Annotated in this window: 21 protein-coding genes and 4 pseudogenes; 7 read left to right on the forward strand and 18 right to left on the reverse strand. The window is 36.3% G+C overall.

The genetic code is table 11. From position 1 onward, the window contains the following. Window positions 1-51: 51 nt before the first annotated feature. From B1R93_RS11995 to B1R93_RS12025, 7 genes and pseudogenes are all read right to left on the reverse strand, one after another. Window positions 52-1,227: an FAD-dependent monooxygenase gene (locus tag B1R93_RS11995; protein WP_207634154.1), complete on the reverse strand. Its 1,176-nt coding sequence runs from the start codon at window positions 1,225-1,227 to the stop codon at window positions 52-54. Between the two features lie 23 nt (window positions 1,228-1,250). Then, window positions 1,251-3,104, reverse strand: coding sequence for a dihydroorotate dehydrogenase (locus B1R93_RS12000; protein WP_165763799.1), 1,854 nt, complete (start codon window positions 3,102-3,104; stop codon window positions 1,251-1,253). 123 nt (window positions 3,105-3,227) lie between these two features. Next, window positions 3,228-4,529 carry an MFS transporter gene (locus tag B1R93_RS12005; RefSeq protein WP_088104195.1) on the reverse strand — a complete coding sequence of 434 codons (1,302 nt, stop codon included), beginning with the start codon at window positions 4,527-4,529 and terminating at the stop codon, window positions 3,228-3,230. Between the two features lie 89 nt (window positions 4,530-4,618). Then, a complete protein-coding gene (locus B1R93_RS12010; RefSeq protein ID WP_342587523.1) occupies window positions 4,619-5,134 on the reverse strand; it encodes a DinB family protein in 516 nt (171 codons plus the stop codon). 21 nt (window positions 5,135-5,155) lie between these two features. After that, entirely contained in the window at window positions 5,156-5,548 is a 393-nt protein-coding gene (locus B1R93_RS12015) for a hypothetical protein (protein WP_088104197.1), read from the reverse strand. Between the two features lie 125 nt (window positions 5,549-5,673). Continuing rightward, window positions 5,674-6,126, reverse strand: coding sequence for a hypothetical protein (locus B1R93_RS12020; RefSeq protein WP_088104198.1), 453 nt, complete (start codon window positions 6,124-6,126; stop codon window positions 5,674-5,676). Between the two features lie 56 nt (window positions 6,127-6,182). Continuing rightward, window positions 6,183-6,314: pseudogene (locus B1R93_RS12025) on the reverse strand (metallothiol transferase FosB); the annotation flags it as partial. Between the two features lie 84 nt (window positions 6,315-6,398). On the opposite strand from B1R93_RS12025, the gene B1R93_RS12030 reads away from it, so the two are divergent. The 3 genes from B1R93_RS12030 to B1R93_RS12040 are packed head-to-tail and all read left to right on the forward strand — an operon-like array spanning window position 6,399 to window position 10,419. Beyond that, a complete protein-coding gene (locus B1R93_RS12030) occupies window positions 6,399-8,042 on the forward strand; it encodes a spore germination protein (RefSeq protein WP_088104199.1) in 1,644 nt (547 codons plus the stop codon). After that, entirely contained in the window at window positions 8,042-9,175 is a 1,134-nt protein-coding gene (locus tag B1R93_RS12035; RefSeq protein ID WP_088104200.1) for a GerAB/ArcD/ProY family transporter, read from the forward strand. Before B1R93_RS12030 ends, B1R93_RS12035 begins: the two co-directional genes overlap by 1 nt. After that, the gene (locus tag B1R93_RS12040) at window positions 9,172-10,419 is read left to right on the forward strand and encodes a Ger(x)C family spore germination protein (RefSeq protein WP_088104201.1); all 1,248 of its coding nucleotides are present in this window, start codon (window positions 9,172-9,174) and stop codon (window positions 10,417-10,419) included. The genes B1R93_RS12035 and B1R93_RS12040 overlap by 4 nt, the downstream gene beginning before the upstream one ends. A 472-nt stretch (window positions 10,420-10,891) precedes the next feature. Here the strand turns inward: B1R93_RS12040 and B1R93_RS12045 are convergent, their stop codons facing one another. The 3 genes and pseudogenes from B1R93_RS12045 to B1R93_RS23960 form a co-directional block, all read right to left on the reverse strand. Further along, on the reverse strand, window positions 10,892-11,548 hold the full coding sequence (locus B1R93_RS12045) for a zinc dependent phospholipase C family protein (RefSeq protein WP_088104202.1): 657 nt from the start codon (window positions 11,546-11,548) through the stop codon (window positions 10,892-10,894). Between the two features lie 396 nt (window positions 11,549-11,944). Next, a complete protein-coding gene (locus B1R93_RS12050) occupies window positions 11,945-12,700 on the reverse strand; it encodes a class I SAM-dependent methyltransferase (protein WP_088104203.1) in 756 nt (251 codons plus the stop codon). A gap of 222 nt (window positions 12,701-12,922) precedes the next feature. Then, window positions 12,923-13,372, reverse strand: a pseudogene (locus tag B1R93_RS23960) (stage II sporulation protein P); the annotation flags it as partial. A 357-nt stretch (window positions 13,373-13,729) separates the two neighbouring features. On the opposite strand from B1R93_RS23960, the gene B1R93_RS23680 reads away from it, so the two are divergent. The 3 genes from B1R93_RS23680 to B1R93_RS12070 all read left to right on the forward strand — a co-directional run bounded on the left by B1R93_RS23680 (window position 13,730) and on the right by B1R93_RS12070 (window position 16,366). Then, window positions 13,730-14,161, forward strand: a complete 432-nt coding sequence (locus B1R93_RS23680) for a cache domain-containing protein (RefSeq protein WP_088104205.1) — start codon at window positions 13,730-13,732, stop codon at window positions 14,159-14,161. Beyond that, entirely contained in the window at window positions 14,134-15,537 is a 1,404-nt protein-coding gene (locus tag B1R93_RS23415; protein WP_280949476.1) for a methyl-accepting chemotaxis protein, read from the forward strand. The genes B1R93_RS23680 and B1R93_RS23415 overlap by 28 nt, the downstream gene beginning before the upstream one ends. Before the next feature lie 265 nt (window positions 15,538-15,802). Further along, entirely contained in the window at window positions 15,803-16,366 is a 564-nt protein-coding gene (locus B1R93_RS12070; RefSeq protein WP_088104207.1) for a CBO0543 family protein, read from the forward strand. Window positions 16,367-16,842: 476 nt separating this feature from the next. Here B1R93_RS12070 and B1R93_RS12075 read toward each other — a convergent pair whose 3' ends face one another. The 4 genes and pseudogenes from B1R93_RS12075 to B1R93_RS23420 form a co-directional block, all read right to left on the reverse strand. Then, complete coding sequence (locus B1R93_RS12075; RefSeq protein ID WP_088104208.1) at window positions 16,843-17,532, reverse strand: HAD family hydrolase; 690 nt, start codon at window positions 17,530-17,532, stop codon at window positions 16,843-16,845. A 170-nt stretch (window positions 17,533-17,702) separates the two neighbouring features. Next, window positions 17,703-18,308, reverse strand: a complete 606-nt coding sequence (locus B1R93_RS12080) for a hypothetical protein (protein WP_088104209.1) — start codon at window positions 18,306-18,308, stop codon at window positions 17,703-17,705. A gap of 301 nt (window positions 18,309-18,609) precedes the next feature. Then, complete coding sequence (locus tag B1R93_RS12085; RefSeq protein WP_088104669.1) at window positions 18,610-19,089, reverse strand: pentapeptide repeat-containing protein; 480 nt, start codon at window positions 19,087-19,089, stop codon at window positions 18,610-18,612. 179 nt (window positions 19,090-19,268) lie between these two features. Further along, window positions 19,269-19,409: pseudogene (locus tag B1R93_RS23420) on the reverse strand (VOC family protein); the annotation flags it as partial. On the opposite strand from B1R93_RS23420, the gene B1R93_RS12095 reads away from it, so the two are divergent. Then, on the forward strand, window positions 19,399-19,572 hold the full coding sequence (locus B1R93_RS12095) for a TetR/AcrR family transcriptional regulator (protein WP_245308272.1): 174 nt from the start codon (window positions 19,399-19,401) through the stop codon (window positions 19,570-19,572). The pseudogene B1R93_RS23420 and the gene B1R93_RS12095 sit on opposite strands and share 11 nt — an antisense overlap. Window positions 19,573-19,810: 238 nt before the next feature. On the opposite strand, the gene B1R93_RS12100 is transcribed toward B1R93_RS12095, so the two are convergent. From B1R93_RS12100 to B1R93_RS12115, 4 genes and pseudogenes are all read right to left on the reverse strand, one after another. Further along, window positions 19,811-20,281, reverse strand: coding sequence for a hypothetical protein (locus B1R93_RS12100; protein WP_088104210.1), 471 nt, complete (start codon window positions 20,279-20,281; stop codon window positions 19,811-19,813). A 731-nt stretch (window positions 20,282-21,012) separates the two neighbouring features. Next, a complete protein-coding gene (locus tag B1R93_RS12105) occupies window positions 21,013-21,396 on the reverse strand; it encodes a group-specific protein (RefSeq protein ID WP_088104211.1) in 384 nt (127 codons plus the stop codon). A 177-nt stretch (window positions 21,397-21,573) separates the two neighbouring features. Further along, window positions 21,574-22,236 (reverse strand): annotated as a pseudogene (locus B1R93_RS12110) (HAD family hydrolase). 89 nt (window positions 22,237-22,325) lie between these two features. Then, the gene (locus B1R93_RS12115; protein WP_088104212.1) at window positions 22,326-23,270 is read right to left on the reverse strand and encodes a hypothetical protein; all 945 of its coding nucleotides are present in this window, start codon (window positions 23,268-23,270) and stop codon (window positions 22,326-22,328) included. Between the last annotated feature and the right edge of the window lie 2 nt (window positions 23,271-23,272).

A 23,272-nucleotide genomic window follows, 5' to 3' on the forward strand; every position in this document is an offset into this window, starting at 1 on the left:
CCAAAAGGAGAAAGTCAACCTCTTGGAACAGCCTCCAACATATGTATGAATCTACACCTCATAGTTAAATAACCATTCTAAGCGCTTGATTTGGAATGAGTCCGGCATTGTTCGTAAAAGAAGGTTTCGACATTCGATTGCGAACGGGTTTTGAAGCTGCATCAATCGGCCCATCATTCTAGATTTCCGTACCACTTTCGTCGTTCGGGGTACTCTGACTTGTTCATACTTCCTACATGCTTGTTGAACATGGTCGGGCTGGGCTTTTAGGCAACGGGCTAATACTAGAGCATCCTCCATCGCTTGAGCGCCCCCCTGCCCGAGGTTCGGCAGCATAGGGTGGGCTGCATCCCCTAACAAAGTAGCCCTTCCTTGACTCCAATGCTTAACAGGGCTCCGATCAAAAATTTCATGGACAAGAATATTTGATTCATCGGTAGACCCAATGACCGCTTCAATCGGTTCCCACCAGCCTTTAAATAGTTGCAGAGCTGTTTTCTTCCGTTCCTCGATTGTAATGAGCTGTCCCTGTGGGGCATTAATCGCGGCAAACCAAAAAATTCGCCCTTTCCCGAGATGGGAGAACCCAAACCTTTTCCCAAAGCCCCAAGCCTCAAAGCCACCTCCAAGTTCAACCGGGAAATTTGCACTCTCAAAATGGGATATACCGCGAAAGGCCGTGAATCCGGAATAGCGTAGAGGAGTTGAGCCAATTATCGTTTTCCTAACTTGGGAATGAACCCCGTCAGCGCCAATGATTAAATCCCCTTCTGAAACATCTCCATTCTCGAATATCGCTCTAATGCTTGAAGAGTCCTGTTCAATTCGGACAAGCTTTCTATCGAATACAACTGTGTCAGGTTTTAGTTTTTGATACAAAATTTGTTGTAAGTCCGGTCGATAAATTAAGTAACTGTACGTGCCATTTCGCTTCGCCTGTTCATGAACAGGTACGTCTACGAGGAGCTTGCCATCCCAGGTGCGGATTTCAGCTTTTTTTACAGGGGAGCCAATCGTACGAACCTTTTCAGCAACTCCTAATTTTTCCAATGCCCACATCGCATTTGCAGCTAAAACAATCCCTGCCCCCGCTTCTTTAAGCTCTATTGCCTTTTCGTATACTGAAACCTTCCTCCCTACTTGCTGCAGGGCATTAGCTACGGAAAGCCCGCCTACCCCGCCGCCAATGACAATTGTTGATTCGGTGCTTTCAGTAGTTTTTCCCAAGTTGACCACCCTTTCTGTAATCCTCAGATCTGTTCCTTAATGGGCTCCCTCTTATGAAGATAGTTGAAGCTATATAGTAAACCAATGACATATAAAGCAACTAAAAAATACGCAGGAAGCAGATGAACAAAATCCGTGTAGCCTATATGAAAATGAGTACCAATACCGGCGATAAATCCTGGTAGTCCGCCAAAAAAGAACGTCCACCATATCCATTTCTCACCTTCTCTAAATCCCCATAATGAAATACACAATAGTAGGAAGCCTTCCGACAGCAAAGCTCCACCAAAGCCAGCTCGATCGTGGGCAATCAAGGGGATGAGCTTAGGATCTATTTTGATAATCTCTTCGGGGCCAAGCTGTAAGAAGAGGAGATCCGTAGGGACAAACACGGTCGTCATCCCAATTACCGAAATAACGATTCCACCCAAAAGTAAGGAGAAGCCGATAACAACAAAGCATAACTGTCCAATCTGACTGCGCTTCCAGCTAGGATGATTAAGAACATTAACCCCAGATTCTCCTTTTCGCATCGTACGACTACATAGAAGTCCGGCTATAAAAAACGGCAGCAATAGCATATTATAAACAAAATGGAGAAGATCGAAATACCCAAACCCGATAAAATAGAAGAAATTTAAGAAGCCCAAGACTCCTGCAATGACAAAGGCTTTCCTCGCCCAATGCACCTTCTTACGTATTCCGTAATAGGCTAGCTGCATATAGAGAAATCCAGCTGATATCATTACTCCAGCTAATGTATTACGGTCATGCGACATAAACTCTAGTATTTTAGGGTTTATATGACGAAGCTGCTCTTTCGTCAACCCCAAGAAATTCTCATCGTACGGAAGAATGACAGAAGTTAAGGCAAACACCATCGCGATAATCCCCGCAAGAAATACACCTAGTCCCATTAAAAATAACCAGCCCCACTCCTTAAAGGAAGCGACTTCAGTCGTTCTGCTTCGTGCTGCCAAAGCCTCATTAATTCGTTTAGGTAAACCAGGGCCACTATAAACTAACCCGCTATGCACTTGAATTAAATTCGCTCCAGCATCCAATAAGTCCAGTGCATCCTGAGGTTCGGTTACTCCCCCTGATGCGATAATTGGGATTGTCCGGTTCTCTTTACGCAGATGACGAATCACGTCTAAACAACGTGTCTTTGACTCCTTACCAACCCGATAGCCGGTATTTGGCGTACCGCTAAGATCATCCAACACAATACCATCTGGTTCCATTTGTAGTAGCTCGCTAGCTATATGAGCACATTGAGTCTGTGCACCGATGAGCAAAGGGAGGAACGAATATCTTTCTTTTAGCTTACGAAAGGTACTATCTTCGTCTATTCCTTCAATAATAAATAAATCTGCAATCGCCAATAACCTATCGATAATAATGCACGTTTCATAGAAATTCCCTTCGTAACGGACTCTTACCATCAACTTCGAGCCGTTCTTGTTAAGAGTACTCAAGCATTTATAAGTTGCTTCCAATCCACTATTTGCATCAAGACGTTCATACCCTATTTCCTCTTGATGAACGTCTCGCCTTACCTGCTCTTCCTTGACCGGTTTTAATGTCACCGGACCAACTGTGATATATCCAAACCCAAATTGAGTCATCGCTCGTAAAGAGGCTAAATCCGGGTCCAGTCTTCCGTTCAAACCGACCGGTGAGAAGAACTCTACCCCTAAAATCGACTTCTTGATTTCAGCTGGTGGCTCCATATGTCCAAAAAAGGCGATCACCGAAGACCCAAAAGGAAACCTAGATAAAAGATTTAATGCCCCAAAGGTAACATCTCTCGCTTTTTTTGGAGGCAGCTTAAAAAGGAGTGGTTTAAAAATTGAGTGATAAGACCAATCAGGCATAGGCATACCTCCTAATAAACATTTAACACTTTTACATATAGGTGAGTTAAATATAACTGTATCACAAATCGCTGTTTCACTTTTTTGATTTTGCACTAAATGATAGGGTCTTCCATTTTAAAGTCAATTATGCTTTCCTTTACGAGACCAAATGACCACTGGAATAACGAATAGTGAAAGGAGAGCGCCAGCAAGAGATAAGGTAGCAAAACTAGTATAAGCGACAACTACACCTGAAACTGCTCCACCCGCTGCTCCAGACAGAGCGACTAAAACATCGGCAGACCCTTGCGTCTTTGCACGAGTAGAAGTTGCATCAACGATGATCGCTGTACCGCTAATTAAACCAAAGTTCCAGCCAAGCCCTAGTAAAATGAGTGCAACATTGAGTAGTAGCATTGAATCAGCTGGCCCAAAAGCACCTAGCATACCGGAAGCTAGTAATGTAGTAGCCGCAGCAATTGACATAGCCGTACGTCCAATTTTGTCAACAAGGAAGCCCGTTACGATTGAGGGAAGGAACATAGCTCCAATGTGAAAACCAATGACGACCCCTACCTCATTTAAACCATGGCCATAGTGCCCCATATGAATTGGTGTCATTGTCATAATAGCCATCATGACAAATTGAGTTAAGACCATAATGATCGTTCCAGCAACCATGCCTCGTTTTTCTCGCATAGGTACTTTCGTCTGCTTTTCTGAAAGTGCAAGATTTTGTTCAGTGTTCTTAACATCCGCCAGTGCTTTAGCAATAATGAAAGGATCGGGACGAAGTAAGGCGTAAATAACCAAGCCAGCAAGAATATAGGCTACGGCTGCTAGAATGAATGGTCCCGCTAGTGCAGGAACTCCAATGAACTGTGCAAAATCACCCAATACATTTACTAAGTTAGGTCCGGCTACAGCACCAAAAGTCGTCGATACCATAGCCATACTAATCGCAGTTCCTCGTTGCTTCGCACTTGCAAGATCCGTGCCTGCATAACGTGCTAGTAAGTTTGTTGCGGTTCCGGCACCATAGATTAGCAGTGAAGCAAATAAAAGAAAAATACTATGAATGAATGCCGCAGTTACAACACCGACCGCACCAATACCTCCTGCCAAAAACCCAGTTACAAGCCCCGTACGCCGTCCATAGCGTTGAGAAAGTCGTCCTACAAGTAGTGCAGCAGCCGCAGAACCTAAAGTAAATAACGCAGTAGGAATTCCTGTCAGACTATCTGTCCCTAGCATGTCTTGTGCCAGAAGTGCTCCGACAGTTACCCCCGCAGCAAGACCAGCTCCACCAAAGATTTGTGATATGACAATGATTAATAACGTCCGTCTATACAATTGTTTTTGCTTTTCTGGGGAATCAATGTAACGTTGTAACCAAGCTGGTTGACGTTCAATAGCCTTTGAACCTTCCGCTCTATCCAACATGAGTGTTCCTGCCTTTCCGGGCTCTAATTTAATTGTAGTAAAAAAGCGTCCCCACCTCGTGTAGAAACGCCTGTCGTTTTATTCTACTATTATAGATATTTTGTCTTAATAATGTGCATATGATGGGCTTCATGACCTGCGATGATAAAAGCAGCTGCGCGTGCCGACAACGGATGCCCATTAAACTCACCACGGCGAAGTAACGCTTGCTCGCTCAAATTACGAATAAGCGTAAGCGTAGATTGCCGGACCGCTGAGAAGTCTTCAAGTACATTTACTAATGGTATATCGTCTAAAGCAGCAGACTCCGTGAAGATATCACGGTCATAACCTGAAAATTCGTGCGCATCCCCTCTTGCAATCCGAAGAATGCGATAATTCCATAACCTTTCGACGTCAGCTATATGTCCAATAACCGTTTTAAGTGACCACTTGCCTTCCGCATACTTGTATAGAGATTGTTGTTCCGATAAATCTTTCAGCAATAACATCGACTCATCATGTTGGTCCCGCAAAATAGTCAACAGATTTCCGTCGGGAACCAATTTGATATAGGTCTCACCCCTTGGATGAAACTCGTCTGAATTAGGTCTCATCATCATCATAACCTCCCGAGTAAGTTCAACTTAAGATATAGCAACAAAAAAGCATAATATAAAGGCAATACTTGATAGCGGTGTCATCATATATCTTTCTTTCTCACTCTTTGATAGTAGATTGGCTATTGTATTTATACCAAGAAAAATAGTAAATACCCAGACTAATATATGAGTAGGGAAAAAGGTAAAACCAACTGAGATTACATTAGCATGTTGCAGGAAAAGAAAGCCCATAAATAAAAGAATGATAGCATTCCCTGCACTAACAAGACGTAACCGTTTTGGTAAAACTTTATAATAGCCCCCCATTGCCGCTTCGCCTAAAGGATAACCAAGGGAAAGTAGTACTTGAAAAGCTGCGACGAACAAAAAAATAACGGCAACACTAATTGACGCTACGTACACCCAGTCAGCCTCCATACATTACCTCCTTCATTAATAGCCTCTTAAAATATAACACAAGTTTTACCAATTATATACAATAAAAAATGTCATACGAAAAATATGACAACGGACAACCGATTAGAAAGGATTAAAGATCTGCATCACTTACCATCTAAAGGATAATAACCACCTTCGCCTGTACTAATGTAGGATGTTCCTGCAATGACTTCCTCATCATAAACAAAAACCGAAACATAAACATCTCCGGACTCGACCTCGTTTAGAGGATGATTTACAACATGGAATTGGACTACATCGATTTTCTTACCAGCATACTCATGTGGTTTTGTACGTTGAACTGCCCATATTTGACTATGTGGTAGTTCATCGATTTCACTCTCCGTAAATTCATACTTACTGACTCCCAGATATTTAATAATCTCAAAGGATTCCGCTTCAATTTGTTTCTTGGCAATTTCTCCACTTTTGGACAGCTCTTGAGTGAAATCTATTTTCCTATCTTCCTGTTTGTTGGTAAATTGAGTACATCCTGTAAGTGTTAATATCAATAGGAAAAAAATTAAATACTTGATCATATGGACACCTCTTAACATAATTGATCGCCTCCTTTTCTTTCACTTAAGCACCTATTACTAAACACGGAAATTATTTAATCGTAAAACTCCATTTGTATTTTTTCCTGTTTATAATAATCCAATCTATCTTGTAAGTTACCTGTATGAAATTCAAACTTGTGACCATCTGGGTCAGTAAAGTAAATAGACTTTTTATCCCTTTCGTCTAATTTACCTATTTGCAAGGGACCCCCAGCTTTGTATTATATAAGTTTTTATGAAGATAATACCAGTGAGGAGGTTTACTAATCATGAATTTTATTAAGAATATTTCGAAACTAAAGGGTAAACATAACGGCTCAAAAAGACAATTTCACTCCCCTAAAAATAATAAATTCAGTTTAAATAAAGTTAGTGAAGAAGCTATTTCTGAAAATGTAGATTTAAACAAAACAAAAATAAAAGAGATTTTCAAGTCAGATATGGACTTAATTATTAGGGGATTCCAAACACTGAACAATAAAAAGGCTGTAGTTGTCTTTATCCAGAGTTTAGTTAATAAAGAAGTCATAAATAGAGATATTTTAGAACCCCTTATGAATTTTAAGCTTCAGGATCATTCGCTTAATGATTTTACTGCTTCTAATACAAAAAATGAAGTTTTGACAAAAATCTTACATCATAACGGGGTGAGTTGTGCAGACACATTTTCAAATGTTGTTAACTCAATTTTACTCGGTTGTACCGTTGTTATTATTGATGATCTGACCGAAGCCTTCATTATAGATACTCACAAACAAGAAAAAAGAAGTATTACTCAACCAGAGCAGGAGAGAGTAATTCGCGGACCCCGAGAAGGGTTTATTGAACAGCTTGATACGAATATATCTCTGTTACGTTATCGATTACCTGTACCTGATTTTAGAATAAAAGAAATGGCGATAGGAGAAATAACTAAAAGTAAGGTAGTCGTATTATTTTTGGAGAATATTGCAAATGGAGACCTAGTAAAAGAGGTAGAAAATCGGCTCCAGCAGATACAAATTGATCGTATTTTAGATTCTGGCTATATTGAAGAACTAATTCAAGATAATCCAAAGTCACCTTTTCCCCAGATTCAAAATACGGAACGTCCTGATAAGGTTGTTGGAGCTCTATTAGAAGGAAGGGTTGCTATTATGGTAAACGGTTCACCTTTTGCCTTAATTGCTCCTGCTACCTTTAATCAATTCTTACAGACAGTAGAGGATTACAATGAAAGATCTTTATATTCAAGTTTAATACGGATGATCCGTCAATTATCTCTAATATTGTCCTTTGTCATTCCTTCGGTTTATGTAGCTGTAATTTCGTTTCATCCAGAGTTAATTCCTACGCGCTATATGGTAGCGGTTACTGGAGGTAGAGCCGGTGTCCCGGTAATTATAGCAATTGAAGTTTTTTTGATGGAAATCATTATGGAAGTTCTACGGGAGGCTACGATTAGAATGCCACAACTTATTGGTGGCGCATTAAGTATCGTTGGAGTTCTTATCATTGGGCAAGCGTCAGTGGAAGCTGGGTTTATTAGCCCATTTACAGTAGTTATAATTGCTCTCACTACATTAAGTTCATTTACGACTCCAGCATATAATCTAGCGGTCACTATTAGAATTTTAAGATTTCCATTGCTAATTTTTTCATCAGCTTTTGGGCTTTTCGGATTAATGATGTGCCTAATCCTCATCATTAATCACATGCTATCACTGAAATCTTTTGGTCTCCCCTACATGAGCCCATTTTCACCTAGTAATTGGGATGAATTAAAGGATTCTTTCATTCGATCGCCTATTCGCTGGTTATTAGATCGTCCGGAAAGCTTAAGGCCTAAAAACCGGAGAAGAGCTACAGATATAGACTTTGAACATGGGGAGCCATTAGACGATAGCAGGAAAAGAGCAAGGAGTGAGGAGTAATGAAAACAATTATGAATGTAGAGGAAATAAAATCAGAACAAATTACAATCATGCAAACTATTGCTATCATCATGAACACCATGATTGGTGTGAGTATACTTTCTCTCCCTCGACTATCAGGTATAGTTGTAGGGAAGGGCATTATATTTTCTATTTTAATTGCTATTCTGATTTCATTAGTTGGGATTTTTATTCTTTCTCGTCTAGTCGCAAATTTTCCTACGCTGTCTTTTATTGAATTGTCTGATCATTTAATTGGCAAACCGTTAAGCAGATTTTTCGGAATAACAATTGTTCTCTTAATTATTTTCTTAACATCAATGGTAGCAAGAGAATTCTCAAGTATGATGAATACAACAATGTTATTGGAGACTCCTATCTTTGTGACAACATTGATGATATTTATCGTTGTTGCCATATCTGTCAGGAATGATATCTCCACCTTTGCACACATCCATTTTTTTTACCTACCATGTATTATCATACCGATTATTTTCTTAATTCTTATTCTGTTAAAGGATGTGGAAACCATCAATTTACTTCCCATTTTTGACAGAGAACAATATTCTTTGCAACTTTTGTTTCTAGAAGGAATTAAGATTGCTGGGCTTCCTTTTATGCAAATCGGTACTTTTATAATAAGTTTGACAGTCCCTTTTATGGTCGATAAGAAGCAAGCTACTAAAGGGAGCTTTATTGGAGTAACTACTGCAGGGATATTTATATTAATAATCACTTTAATTACGATAGCTGTTTTAGGAATAGAAACAGTTAAAATAGAAACTTGGCCCATGTTAATTTTAGCGAGAATGATTGAGCTTCCAGGAGAAATATTTGACCGGATGGATATTATCTTTTTATTAGTTTGGATTCTTTCTGGTTTTACTACTATATTTTCCTGCTATTTTTTATCCGCCTACACTGCTAGTAGAGTGTTTAAGTTAAAAAGTCATCGTTCTATAACTTTTATTTTATTACCAATTTTTATTGTATTAACTTTACTTCCTCATAATATAGTGGACGTTTATCATTTTATGAATTTTGGACAATATGGTTTAATTCTTACCATCATTTATCCTTTCCTACTCTACATCATTTCTTTATTTAGAAATGGGAAAGGTGTAAGATTATGAATCGAATTAATAAAAATCAGATAACTATAACGTATACGTTAAGAATTTTCTGGTGTGCAATGCTCCTTTTTTTAATAACTGGCTGTTGGGATCGATATGAAATCGAAGAGAGAGCAACTATTCTTGCAATTTCCATAGATAAGGTGAAAGTGGAAGAAGAGGAGATAAGCAGTACTCATCCAGAAGGTATGGAACTTTTAGATAAAGAAGATTTTTATAAAATTTCTGCCCAAATAGCAGTACCAGGAAGAATTCCTCTGGGCGCTACTCGCGGGGACATAGGTGGTGGTGGTGGGAGTACTCAAGAGAAAGTCCTTGTTTTATCAGCGAAAGGACATACCCTTTCTGACGCAATTGAAAATATGCAAAAGAAAGTTGTTCACCCTATTTTCCTGGGACAGCTTCAAGTCGTAATTATGTCAAAGAAAGTTGCATCAGAAAATATTCAAGAAGTAAATGAATATTTTCGCAGGAAGGCAGAAATTAGAAGGACTTTATGGATGGCCGTAATCGAAGACAATGCTGAACAAGTAATGAATATTGCCCCAAAATTGGAACGTGTTCCTGCTTTATTTATATCCTACTCTTTCAAACAAGCAGTAGCAATGGGAAAATTACCGAATGGGAATGTAGGTGTCTTCTGGTCAAGAATTGATGCAATCGGTCAAGACGCCTTTTTACCCTATATTAGTATTCAGGAGAAAGATACAATTCAAATTGATGGACTTGCTTATTTTAAGGGAGATGCTTATGTTGGTCGAACAAAACCTTATCAAATAGCTTATTTTATTGGGATTACGGGTGATAATCCAGGAGGCGCAAACCATTTGATCCCACTTAAAGAAAAAGATAGTCTTGTCATGCTCCAAACCACTTTTAGAAAATCTAATTATGTCGTTAAGATGATAGATGACAAACCTCAGGTCACTGTTCAAGTCGAATTAATTGGAATAATAAATGAGGTGATTGGAGAAAACATAGATATAAGTAAGCCAGAAGTTATTGAATTAATCCGTACTGAAGCTAAAGACTTTTTAACAGAAGAATTTAAAAAAGTAATTAAGGAAACTCAGGAAAAGGAATCAGACATCTTTGGATTTGGGAAGTATATTCAAGCTAAACATCCCCAGTTTTGGAATGAACAAATTAAGTCAAATAGTGATTACAGTAAGTACTATAAAAACTTAAGCGTTGATATTAATATTGATATTAATATCACAAGATTAGGTATGAAAGCACAATAATCATCTTGCATATCTATTTTAAGTTTGACTAGGTTGCTCAATTTTATATTTGAAGTTTCACTATTATGTCAGGTACAATGTAGATTCATTTGTAACTATACTTATTTCTGCAATTATCCTGCAAGAGCAAACGATATTTGTTCAAAATGCTTAGTGGTGTCAACTTTTCAAAATTATTAAACCAGCTAAATAATGTAGAAAAACAGTGGGAAGCAATCATTTCCCACTGTTTTGTATTTTAAAGTGTACTTAGGAACACCACTCGGTCTAGTTTGATCACATCAAAAATGCTGTGTACTTGTTGTAATAACGACGAATTTAATTAATTTAAAGGAGATTAGTTTAAATTACGAGCTCAGAGCTTTGGACATCCCTGATATTCTTGTTGAACTTTAATATGACCGATCATAATTAACTGGTGTCTATCGATTCCTTTACTTACGAAAAGTAAATTACCTGTGCTGAAATCCCCTCATACTAGCTGTGTCCGCATCCTTTGATTTAATAATTCCTTAACCGTTTGTACAGTATTTTCTACAAACTCATCGACTTCATATGACGTAAGATAAATAAACTCGTGGTCATCGGAAATCGTCCGACTATGATAAAAATTAGTAATATTTCTAATCTGTTCAAGTGTCTGACCCTGTGGAAAGAAACTCAAATACTCTGGAAAATCAGTAATGTGTTGAAACTCTTTCCAAAAAATATTATCTTTATGATTTTTAAGATATAAAAAATCTAAACCGTACCAATCTCTCTTAACTAGATTAATATATTCAGGAGTATTTAGTATTTCTTGGTACACTTTTTCTTTTTTCTTTTGCTCGATGAATTCAATCCATTCCTCATCAGTCAACAAATGTATGTAATATCCAAGATAATAGGAAAATTCACTAGATAAACTCTCTTTTTCGTCACTAAGATATTTTTGGTAAAAAGAATCAGAGTTAATTTTTCCCTCAATCTCGAAATGCGTAATCTCTTTTGGAGGTGTGGGTTTACCATTTTCTCCGATAAGTCCACAATCTGGACCAATATTACCAACCAAAAAATCAATTGTTGAAACAGGAAGTTCTTTTATTAATAATTCTTCAGCAATCCTAAAGTGTGTAACCCAAGTAGCCAAATTGTTCACTCCTTACATGCTTATATATTTTTTCATTGAAAAAGGATTTCGTCCTGATGCATTCAATTCCTTTTTTTTGGATGATTAATAATCTAAAATTATGTCAAAGTTGCACTCACCGTAGTTTAAATTTTGCCCCTTATTTAAAGTGGTCCAGTTGTGAAATATCGCTACTTGTGTATATATGGTCATCAATAATTGGGAAATCAAAGCAAATACCATAAATATCCTTTTTATTTATTGAACTATACTCCCTTTAACTTAACAATAAAGCTCAGGTTGAATAGCTTTCTTATTTGTTCCATCAAAAATATAGGCAGGTTTTGTCCCAATTACTTTTATACCTTCTCCATCTACAAATAAAGCTGTTTCTTCTAGTAATGAGATTTAATCCAATTACTTTTTTAATTTAAAAACTATAAAGTCAGCACACCTAAAGTCTTCTTCAAATGAAGGATATTTTTGTAACATCTCTATTGATGGCTTCGGTTCTACTATGCCCTCTAAGACAAAACCTATTTTAATTAAAGTATTTATGTAACTCGTTAATGTTCTATGGAATAATAACATTTTTTCTTTATCACCTAAACGTTGCTCATAAGCGCCTTCATAAAAGTATTTATCTACGTTCCAATGCAATTTTCTACCGTCCTCTGTTTTCTCCCAGCCACTTTCTGGGGTAACAAAACAAGGATGTAATATTGAAAAAATAAAATAACCTCCATCCTCTAATAACCGATACATTTCTTGAAATGCTTTTTCATAATTTGCAAGGTCTTGGATAACCATATTGGATACTATTAAATCAAAACTTTTATCTTCTAAAGTATTCAAGTCCTCACAATTCCCCTGGCTATAATCAATTAACAAATCTTTTGGCGTTCTACTTTTAGCTATTTCTATCATTCTTGGAGAATAATCGACTGCTGTTACAACCGCACAAGACTTGGATAAAATTCTACTAAGATACCCTTCACCACATCCAGCATCTAACACTTTTTTATTTTCTACATTTCCCATAAGTGAAAATAAAGTGGGATTTAAAAAGACTTCTTTATGTAGGTCTCCTTGTTCAGTATGTTTTTTGGAATATGTATCTGCGAAGCTATCCCACCTTTTAATCGCTTCTTCGGTACTGACATTTTGCTTCATTTTTAAAACCTCCATTGCCTTTAATTTTAAAATTTTCTTAAATATCCTCCACCGTTCATCAAAAAAATTGATTATCACAACTCAATTTTAACACTTATTTCCTTTTGTAATGATAAAAAGAAAACACCCCTGCAAAAATTGCAGGAATGCAAGAAAAGGTGTTAGAAATGTCTTCATTGTTCTCAGTAGCTATTAATCGTTTATACAAAAAAATACGTGTCTTTATTCATTTACTTTTTGCTTAGCCCAATAATACTCTGAGAATACCTCCGCAAGTGCTTCTGCCGTTCTGTACGTTTCATCTAAGGTGTTATAAATACCACCAACTTCTATTAAAATGGCCTTTTCTGAAAGATCTTGATTAAACCGTCCATTTGTTCCTTGACCTGCTTTCGTTATAACACCTCGGCTCAAACGAAGGCACTGAAAAACCTTCTTAAGTAACTCAAAGAAGAAGTAATGGCTTCGCACGTTACTTAAAGGACACTGAAAAAGGGAAACCCACCCTTTTTCAGTGCCCTCGCTCAAACCTGGATATTTTTTTTCTAACAAATGATGCAACTCTTCAGCCAACTGTAAATTCAGATTATAGTTACTATGATTTCCACCAATAACGAAAAATGTTCTTGCGTATTTAATTTCTCCATTAATGGGTACTCCCTTATCTTTCTTTAGTTAAAATAAGTTTTTTATTAAACGAATAAGCATTCTTGGAATAAAGAATAATATTCTCCAAGTTATTTCAATGAAGATTGAATCTCGAATTTCATTGATTATGTTTCTTAGAATTCCTTCTTTTTTCTTTTCACTCGTTTTTCCTTTTCTCATCTTTTTAATCACCTATGTTAAAAGATATTTTAATTTATTGTTTTCATATAAAACTGATCTCTAACCTTTCCTTAATGTGAATTCCATCAACTTGGTATGTTGAAATGGAAATTAAATCTTTATATACAGTGCTAAGGTCCCTGTGGTATTCTAAAACAAGCTATCATTTTTCGACAAAAAACTACAAACCAGGAGGGAATCATGTTTAAAAATGACAGGGGTAATAAGCAATCAGACAAACTTCGATTTCGTAATAGTTTAATACTAAAAGTAATGTTGCTTGTTTCCATCATCGTTCTTTTAAGCTCTTCACTGTTAGGATTCGTTAGTTATCAAACGGCGAAAAATGAATTAATTGATGCAGGGAAAGAGAACATGAAAAGCATCGTTACAAGTGCTAAATCTACAATAAGCGAGCTTGATAAAGAAGTGAAGGCTGGTCATCTCACTATTGAAGAGGCTAAAGAACGTGCTAGAAATGCAATTGTTGGACCTGTGATAACTGAAGGAGAGCCTAATCGCGATTTTAGTCAGTCTGCATTTGTATATAAAAATATAAAAGCCAAGGATATATGTTTGCTTATGATAGTAACGGTATATTACAAATGTCAACATCGCTTCAACCTGGTTTAGATATGATTGACTCACAGGATGCAAGTGGCAAATACCTTGTGCAGGAATATATAAGTCATGCGAAATTAAAAAATCAAGAAGAGCGCTTTATTGATTATTCCTGGAGTAATCCTGGAGAAACTGAAGCTCATAAAAAAATCGCATATATTGATTATTATGAAGAATGGGATTGGATTTTAGTAGTTGGTGCTTATTATGATGAATTTTATCAACCTTTAGAGTTCTTGAAATATGTAATAGCTGGCGTCTGTATAATTTTTGTTCTTTCAGGTATTATCGTATTTTATCTATTATCAAGAAGGCATATTGAACTTATAAAACAAATGCAAAAGGTAACTTCTAAAATATCTAACGGCGATCTTACTGTAACACCTATCGAAATCAAGGGAAATGATGAATTGTACAGTGTAGCAGCATCCGTTAATTCAATGGCTATTAGCCTGAAATCCTTGATTGGCAAAATGAGTACAACCGGAAAGCAGGTTACTTTGTTTGCTAATGATTTTTCTGTAAGTATTGATGAATCGGTAAAAGCCTCAAATGTAATTACCGAATCTATTACGAAGGTGGCTGAAGGTGCTGAGAAACAATCGATAGGTGCACAACAGAGTGCTACTGCTGTAGAAGAAATTTCAATTGGTATTCAACGAATTGCTGAAACAACGTCGTCTGTGTCTGAATCAACAAGTGGAACAGCTAAGACTGCAAGCGAAGGAAATGACTCTATCAAGCAAGCAGTGATTCAAATGAATAAAATTCGCAAAGTCGTTGATGAATCCTCGTTCGTTATTCAAAAATTAGGTGATCGTTCAAAGCAAATCGGCGATATCATTAGTATTATTACAGATATTTCCGCTCAAACAAATTTACTTTCTCTTAATGCAGCAATTGAGGCTGCAAAGGCGGGTGAACACGGAAAAGGATTTGCTGTTGTCGCATCAGAGGTAAGAAAGTTAGCTGAACAAACGACCCATTCTGCTGATAATATTAGTGAACTTATTAATGAAATTCAAAAGGATGCTGGACAGTCAATTCAATCAATGACAACTGTAACAAATGAAGTTAGTCAAGGCATTGATGCCGTGAATATAGCAGGAAATACTTTTGAAGAAATTGTAATAGCAGCAGAGCAAGTTGCTGCACAAATTCTTGAAGTTTCTGCTTCAGTGGAACAAATGTCTGCTGGGTCTGAACAAGTTTCAGCATCACTTTCTGAGATGACTACCATCTCATCTGAAACAACCAATAATTCCCAAAGTGTAGCTGCATCATCAGAAGAACAACTAGCTACAATGCAAGAGCTCCAAGTTGTAAAAGGACATCTTCAACAAATGGCTAATGAACTCGAAGAAGCCATTTCAAAATTCAAATTTTAATTATAGGGTAGCGTGAATTTAATACGTTATTAATACCCAATATTAGTTATCCCCATTCCTATTTACAATATAGAAATGGGGATTTTTTAGTTTCTAATGATAGGGTACGATTACTTCAAGTTAAAAAAGAACGCCTTTTATCTTTAGCAATATTCCTTTTTCCACAATAAATTTAATATAACTCCTAAATAAAAAGAAACCAGTATGAAACCTTAATTACTTATGCAAACTTATACTAAATGTATTACTTTAGGAGGATGTTATTATGGAGAAATTAGGGAAAGAAATTGATAAAATTTCAAACCAGTTGACAGACTTGAGGTGGGAAATATGGACAAAGCATACATTATTCACTTGGCAATGGTGGATGCTGCTTGGGGCTTGTTTCTTAATGATAATTTTATTTTTTGTCTTAGTTAAAAAGGAAAAACTCCTCCCATCCATCGCCTTTCTTGGATTCATATACATCCTTAATAAAAACTTAGATGATGTAGCAACAGCCATGGATTGGTATGATTATCGGATGCAACTTGAACCCATCATCCCTACAATGTTACCTGCTAATCTTTTCATCATTCCAATAGGACTAAGCATCATATACCACCGATTCGAAGAGTGGAAGTCCTTCTTAATAGTGTCAGGCTTCTTCTCAGCATTTGTCTCTTATTTAGCATTACCTCTTATGAAAATTGCAAATATCTACTTAGAAAAGGCATGGAATGCTCATTGGTCATTTATCAGCCTTGTTGTTATGTCTATAATTTCCAAACTAGTAGTTGACCGTGTTAAGTCACTGTATAGAGTTCAAAGTGAGAAAGCCATAAACTAATCCCAACTAATTCAAAAAGAGTAACACCTAAAAAACATTCGTCAATTTCACGAAAAGCAGCTCTGCATAAAATAGTAAGGTTAAACCACTAATATCATGAACTGCACCCCAATTGTTAGTTGTGTGTCTAACTTTTCGGGTTCAGTTCATATCATTGGTGGTTTTTCTATTGGATATTTTTATACAGCTACATAATAAATTGGTATGTCAACACTCATACAATTTTTTTAAAGGTACAGTACTGTTTATAACACATAAAAGCTGGAACAGTTTTGATGGAAAACAGAGTAGACAGTTTGTCACTTCACTTTGAGCCTCTACGGGCATGAGTGTTAGCCAGAAAGCCGGCCCAATGTAAAAGCGGCTCGGTCTTTCACTGAATTCGCTAAACTCCTTTTTATGTTTTCATACCTTTCATACTCAGTTACTGCTTCTGAATTATTTCAAGAGATAGATCCTTACTTAACAAGATGTGTTTAGTTTTTGAAAAGTGTAGAAATATTAAAAATGTCAGGTAAAGTGGTAACTGCAAAATCTGGTTGGACATTGCCGTTAATTTTTTTATTATTTCTGTTTACCCACACGCTTTTAATCCCTACATTCTTGGCACCTGTAACATCACTTGATAAAGAGTCCCCAACATGAATTACTTCTTCTGGTGATAACTTACTTTGCTTTAAGGCGTATTCAAACATTTCTGAACGAGGCTTATACGATTTCACATCTTCGCTTGTAATTACTTCTTTAACTGATAACTGGTGTAGGTTAATAGCTTCCAAAATATCTGAACGGTCAATATTAGAAAGTATATAAATTGGATTTGTATTCTGTTCAAAGAATTCCAATGAATCTTTAAAGATTTCAGGTTTCATCCAATGCTTAAATATCATTTCACTTAATTCATTTTCTTTTGATGTTGAATTGAAATGATTTAAAGTATTACGTAAAGAAATCCTTTCTAATTCCCTTTGAGATAAAAAAGTATCGCCATAGCTTTCAATAAAAAAATGATAAAATTCATTCCACCAAAAACGACCAATTTCAGCTGACGTAACGTCTTCTTTTTTTGAATTTACTTTTATTCGATTACAAATATCTGAAATGATTTCTCCATCTTCGTGTACCACGGTTCCATAAAAGTCCAAAAAAATAGCTTTAACAGACATAACTCTCAATCCTTTTGTTGAAATAGTATTAATTTACATCTCCTAGATAAACAGGTAAGTAAAACCCTATCTATAAAGTCTGAGCCGTTGCTATGACACCATTTTTCTACATATGCAACTAGTTTTTTGGCTATTCTATCGCTTAGTTGGAGAAATGATGAATCTCCTACTTAATTCTTGCTCCAAATATTTTTATAAAGGTTTGACACAGTTAAACCCACGACTCCTTGTTCATTTAAACGAATTTCTTGATAAGATTCATGAGGAAATATATAGAACCCGAATTCATCCCCGTCCTTATAGTTCAATCCACTCACACCGCTTATCGGACTTTCATAGATTTTCCCATTATATTCGGCTGTCATCTTTGCGGTCATTATATTTGTAAACGAGTGTTCATTTATCCGAGCATGCTGGACACCTGAAACCAGTGATGCAGCATTCAATGATATCCTTCCACTCGATCTAAAACTAATGCTATACCCGCCTGTATTTTCACTACCTGTGTTATTTACGGAAGAAACATATATCGTATGTTTTCCATCGTTGTATAATTCTTTTCCAATATTACTTTCTAAATTTGATAGATCAATTGAAATAGAATAATCCCCTGCTATGAAATGACTTTTTGTAGTAGTGAAGTCTTTTGTATTATTTGCCTTTTCAGCAATACCGCCAGTCCACAAACCAATGAAGCCGGTAAGCCAAAGGAATAAGAGGGTTACAACAAGGATTGGTGTGACAATAAAAACAAGACTCTGTATGTTGATTTTCATTACTATCCCTCTCCTAAAAACTGATAACTATCCTTTACTTTCTTATTTTAACATTAATTTACTTCGATTTTGTAGGTCAACAGAAAAAACTTCCCGACTATTCTAGGAAAGTTTCATTCGCGATTTTTTCATCAATCTCTTTAACAAATAAACTACTCATTACTATAAATCGTAGGAACTACACTTATATTTTCCTGCTTTGGCGTGTAGTCACCTATTTCGCTTCAATTTTACGTTTTTCACTCTAAGGCACAAAAAACGTTGCCTTCCCTTATACAGGAAGGCAACGTTTCAGGTTGACTTACAACTTTTCTTTATATTTCAGCAATTCCTCAATAAGTACGCCGTTGATCTTTAATCCAGAAATATCACAATCACTAATCTCTACATTTGTTAAATTACAATTTCTTATTTGTCCATTTGTCAGATCACAATTTTGAAAACTAATCGGTTTATACTGTCCATCTGGATTAAAGTTCCCGTCACCTTCCATCGGAAAAACGACATTGTGAAATTCTGTTCCATATAAATGAACATGATCAATGACGGCATTACTAAAATTCGCATGCTGAATTCCTACTCCAGAAAGATTTGCATTTGATATGCGACTTTCTCCCATATTAACATCATTTAAAACCATTCCACTCATATTTACATTGTTGATTTTTGTTTTAGCCAAATTTACATCACTAATATCTAACTCCATAGCATTAACCTCTTGCCACTTCGACCCTGAAATATCAACCTTATGCAAATCCAACTTTTCAGCCTTTAATCCCATTCCTTCATCTCCTTTTAACATTATTTTAAAACAAGATAAAGAATTCCCTATTTTCCAACAAATTCCTCCTAGAATAGAGATAAAATCTAATAGAATACCACTTTCTTTTCGCTCACCATGAAAAGTCAACAAACCTTCGTAACCTAATAGATTTTAACTAGTAACGTTCGGGTATGATCTTACTTGTTTGAACTATCATCCATGAAAAAAATCTCCCAAAGATGACCGTCAATATCCTGAAAACTCCATCCATACATAAAGCCATGGTCCTGTGGTTCATTTGAAGGCTTTCCACCAGCTGCAAGAGCCTTGGACGCTACGAAAGAGGAATTTTTTGAGAAGGGCTATAATGGTGCCAGAATTAAATCCATTGCAAAACGTGCAGGTTTAAATAAACAATTGATCTACCATTACTTTAAAGGAAAAGTGGACGAACTTTCTCAACTTGATAAGCGAACGAATTTTTCAAATGGAATCCCATAAATAATCAAGACATCGTGGGGCTGTCTCAAATGCTTAAAGCGTGCACAGCAATGGCTCCATTCACTACGCTTTCATGAAGGCAGTGCCAAAAGGTTAAAAAACAACCCTTTGGCACTGCCTCTTTTATGTGATTTAAGGAGGATAACGCGGCAAAGTCATTACTTTCTTCAAAATCAAAATAGAAAAACGATGCTCTTTTCATTTAAGCATCGCTCCATCCATGAAGCAACTCAGATATTTAATAATTTATCAAATATACGAAATCACCACTCTTTTTCACTTGAAAAGTCAAATCATCATTTGAATTAATCCTTTGGGCAACATGATTAAATCCTTCACCTGAAAAATATATGCCATAACGGTTATTTTGAGGATACCCGAATAAATAACAAACGACTTTTTCATCCTTCATAAAAACGATTTGGTTCATTCCTTCACTAACGGTTTCACTGATTGTATCCCATTTATAACCTACTGTTTCATAGACCTTTTCCTTCGATGTATAAGGGTCAAAGGAATATACCATATCCCATTCAAATGGAGTTACATCTAATAAATTTACTGTTTCAACCGATTGTTCAATTGATATTACTTCTTCTTTTAACATTTCTTCGTTTACATCCCACACATCGTTATTAAATAGATTCATTAAAACAGTAATAAACAGCATGCCAATAGCAATAGTCGTTATGGTTTTTCTTGATTTCATATCGATATTCTCCCTTAATCACAATTGTTAACGCTTCTGCTCCTTTTACGTAAGCTACCGTCACGACAGCTCTCTTTTACTTACTATTACTAAATCTTCGCCGAAAGTGAAATGTGCTCTATAATCAGACCTTTTCAGAAATAACCCCATTTTTTATGTTTTAGCGGACATCTGATACGCTATTTGCCAAAAATCAGAGGAAATCAAGGCCACTGAATAACCGCTTGAAAGTCATGCTAGGAAGCAGCAATGGCTCCACACGTTGCTTAGAGGGCATTGAAAAAGAGAAAAGTAGCCTCAGGAAATCGGCTTCCTTTTTGATAAATAAAGGAACGAATGTCTACCAATCCCCCAAAAACACTACTTTCAGTGAATATTTTCATATCATTTCTAGGATGTTCGGAAATTTTCAGAGATATTTCATCCCATAGCTTTCTATAACGCAGTTTAAAGTCTTCCTTAAATTTATACTGTGTTGGTATGTAAGGGAATTTAGATTCATCATTACTCTAACTTTAATTAATAAATATATTTTGAATATAGATCAAGAAGTTCAACGAATAAGAGGCCTCTGTCCTGCAATGAATTTCCATTTTCTTCTCCTAATTATCTACTATCGAGTATTACAAGGATGTTCTTCAATGATTAATTCCCTGTTTTTCTAACACAATTAGAAATATGAGCTGTCGTTCCTAATTGTTTTGCCTCTTACAAGCGTTTAGTAAAAAAATCTATCTTGTCACTATTTCTACTATATCATCAATCGAACCAATGATTGTTTTCACTTCAGGTACATGATAAAACGTACTTGTTGTTTCCACATTATTTACTTCGTTGCTCGGTGAATACACATAAATTCTTTTGCCTTGTCCAAGCGCAATACCTAATTCAATATGACTTCCTTTTCCTGCTGGTAATATGACGATTAGAAAATCCGCCTCCATCACAGCACTCTTTTCTAGTTGTCCTATATCCTTTAAATCTTTAAGTGTTGAAGCTTTTTCATTTTTCGTCCAATCATATGTTTGAATGTAGCCTTTATTTATTAACTGCTTACTAACAGAACGAACTGTATCTATGTTTTTAAAACTTGATGCAACATAAAATTTATTCATTATATCCTCCCTATTTTTCTCTAACTTTGTAAGGCATAACTGTAGGTATAGCAAAAAATGCGATAGGAGTTGCCGAAAACGACAACTCCCGCTCTTGAAGTCTTGCATCCTTTGGTTCAAAAAGGTATTTGATATAACTTTACTATTACATGAACTATATAACTGTAAATGTCATTGCTAATCACTACCTAATAAAATATCATTTACCTGATTAATACTGTTAACAATATGAGTAGGGTTAGAATCGTTTAATTCTTCAAATGAACCGTATCCATAAGTAACTCCTATAGAGGCAATCCTAGTATTGTTTGCGCCGATGATATCGTGTTTTCTGTCTCCAATCATAATAAACTCACCGAGTTTATATTCGTTGTTATATATATCTAGGATGTATTGAATGATGTCAGTTTTTGACGATCTTGTTCCATCAAGATTACTTCCAACAATCTGTTCAAAATAGTGGTCAATCGAAAAATACTTTAGGATTTGTTCAGCAAAAACAGTAGGCTTTGAAGTGGCAACAGCTAACGTATAGCCATTTTCTTTTAACGACTTTAGTAGTAAGGGAATATTTGAATATAACTCATTTTCAAACATTCCCTTATCCTTAAACCTCTCCCGATAGAACTGTATCGCTTTTTGTGTTTGTTCCTCGTCAAACTTGTAATATTCAGAAAATGATACGTGGAGTGGTGGACCAATGAAACATTCTAGTTTATCGAGATTGGATTCGGCAATGCCCATTTTTTGTAATGCTTACTGAACTGATTTCGTTATACCTACCTTTGGGTCTGAAAGTGTACCGTCTAAATCAAATAATATGATGTTATATTTATCCATGTAATGACTCCTTCATATTCCTGTTCGCATCTTTTGGTACAACTCTTTATTTTCAAAAAGAGAATAAGACATTTGAGCAACTGTATTTGCTAATTTGGCTGAATATAACCAAATGCTTTAAGGAGCTTATACCTGTCTACTGTAAGGATTCCTTTCCAATATGTTCTGGCAACAGCAAATTCTCCGGGATAGCTTCCCCAATTCCACGAAATGTCCCAAGTGCCTTCTTCAGATAATTGTTCTAAATAATAGTTTAAGTTCTGCTCAATTAACTCACCGAATGTTCGACAAAGAGGGTGCTCGGGACTATCAATAAAGTCTAATGGGAGTGTTTTGTAGCCTGTTGACCACGTAGCGACATCCTTATCCACACATTGCTCTGCCAGTGAATGTAATTTATCTAAAACGTCTTTATACGAATCGTTTAGCTTCGTGTTAAAGGTTTCTTCATGTGTGTTCATTATTTTCATTAACCGTTGATAATTATTTATTTGATGCTTATCCATCTCTTTCATATTCATTAAATGGTCAACTGCTTTTTCAATTGCTGTCCAGCCTATTTGGGAAGCTTCACTTTGTTTGGGAGACCAATGCACAAGAAATCCAGCTAACTCTGCGCTAGGATTAAACATCCAATTCTCCTGTACGCCCTCTTCCCAATGCCACCACGGCGCATGGGGATAGTGATTATTTTCAGGTAGGACTGATACCCACATTCCTGTTTCTTTCTCGTTACTTTTAATCAAATATGATAGCATTGACTGGACTATTTTTTCATTCGGCTCGGCTCCTATTTCCATTAAGATCTGTCCTGCTGCCCATGTGGCCATCGGTGATGAATGTGGCAGCCAAAAATCAGGCTCAATTCCATGTCCAAAACCACCATCGTCATTTTGATATGCAGATAAGTAGTGAATAACGTTATCCCGTGAAGCACCCTCGAACCAGTACCCCCACCTTGCACACTCTAACGGTCGGGCATTTCGCTTCATCCATGAGCTAGTTTTTTTAACTGTTTTTTCAGATACATTCATTT

It is taken from the genome of Halalkalibacter urbisdiaboli, assembly GCF_002156385.1.
Taxonomy (GTDB): Bacteria; Bacillota; Bacilli; order Bacillales; family Bacillaceae_D; genus Halalkalibacter_A; species Halalkalibacter_A urbisdiaboli.

What these genes read in the sequence shown, in the direction of transcription:
- B1R93_RS12000 (WP_165763799.1), bottom strand. Translation starts at nt 3,104, where the DNA reads ATGCCTGATTGGTCTTATCACTCAATTTTTAAACCACTCCTTTTTAAG.
- B1R93_RS12100 (WP_088104210.1), bottom strand. Translation starts at nt 20,281, where the DNA reads ATGAAATCAAGAAAAACCATAACGACTATTGCTATTGGCATGCTGTTT.
- B1R93_RS12085 (WP_088104669.1), bottom strand. Translation starts at nt 19,089, where the DNA reads ATGGGATTAAAGGCTGAAAAGTTGGATTTGCATAAGGTTGATATTTCA.
- B1R93_RS12035 (WP_088104200.1), top strand. Translation starts at nt 8,042, where the DNA reads ATGAAAACAATTATGAATGTAGAGGAAATAAAATCAGAACAAATTACA.
- B1R93_RS12070 (WP_088104207.1), top strand. Translation starts at nt 15,803, where the DNA reads ATGGAGAAATTAGGGAAAGAAATTGATAAAATTTCAAACCAGTTGACA.
- B1R93_RS12040 (WP_088104201.1), top strand. Translation starts at nt 9,172, where the DNA reads ATGAATCGAATTAATAAAAATCAGATAACTATAACGTATACGTTAAGA.
- B1R93_RS12050 (WP_088104203.1), bottom strand. Translation starts at nt 12,700, where the DNA reads ATGAAGCAAAATGTCAGTACCGAAGAAGCGATTAAAAGGTGGGATAGC.
- B1R93_RS12080 (WP_088104209.1), bottom strand. Translation starts at nt 18,308, where the DNA reads ATGAAAATCAACATACAGAGTCTTGTTTTTATTGTCACACCAATCCTT.
- B1R93_RS23415 (WP_280949476.1), top strand. Translation starts at nt 14,134, where the DNA reads ATGTCAACATCGCTTCAACCTGGTTTAGATATGATTGACTCACAGGAT.
- B1R93_RS12115 (WP_088104212.1), bottom strand. Translation starts at nt 23,270, where the DNA reads ATGAATGTATCTGAAAAAACAGTTAAAAAAACTAGCTCATGGATGAAG.
- B1R93_RS12015 (WP_088104197.1), bottom strand. Translation starts at nt 5,548, where the DNA reads ATGGAGGCTGACTGGGTGTACGTAGCGTCAATTAGTGTTGCCGTTATT.
- B1R93_RS12005 (WP_088104195.1), bottom strand. Translation starts at nt 4,529, where the DNA reads ATGTTGGATAGAGCGGAAGGTTCAAAGGCTATTGAACGTCAACCAGCT.
- B1R93_RS12030 (WP_088104199.1), top strand. Translation starts at nt 6,399, where the DNA reads ATGAATTTTATTAAGAATATTTCGAAACTAAAGGGTAAACATAACGGC.
- B1R93_RS12020 (WP_088104198.1), bottom strand. Translation starts at nt 6,126, where the DNA reads ATGTTAAGAGGTGTCCATATGATCAAGTATTTAATTTTTTTCCTATTG.
- B1R93_RS12075 (WP_088104208.1), bottom strand. Translation starts at nt 17,532, where the DNA reads ATGTCTGTTAAAGCTATTTTTTTGGACTTTTATGGAACCGTGGTACAC.
- B1R93_RS23680 (WP_088104205.1), top strand. Translation starts at nt 13,730, where the DNA reads ATGTTTAAAAATGACAGGGGTAATAAGCAATCAGACAAACTTCGATTT.
- B1R93_RS12105 (WP_088104211.1), bottom strand. Translation starts at nt 21,396, where the DNA reads ATGAATAAATTTTATGTTGCATCAAGTTTTAAAAACATAGATACAGTT.
- B1R93_RS12010 (WP_342587523.1), bottom strand. Translation starts at nt 5,134, where the DNA reads ATGATGATGATGAGACCTAATTCAGACGAGTTTCATCCAAGGGGTGAG.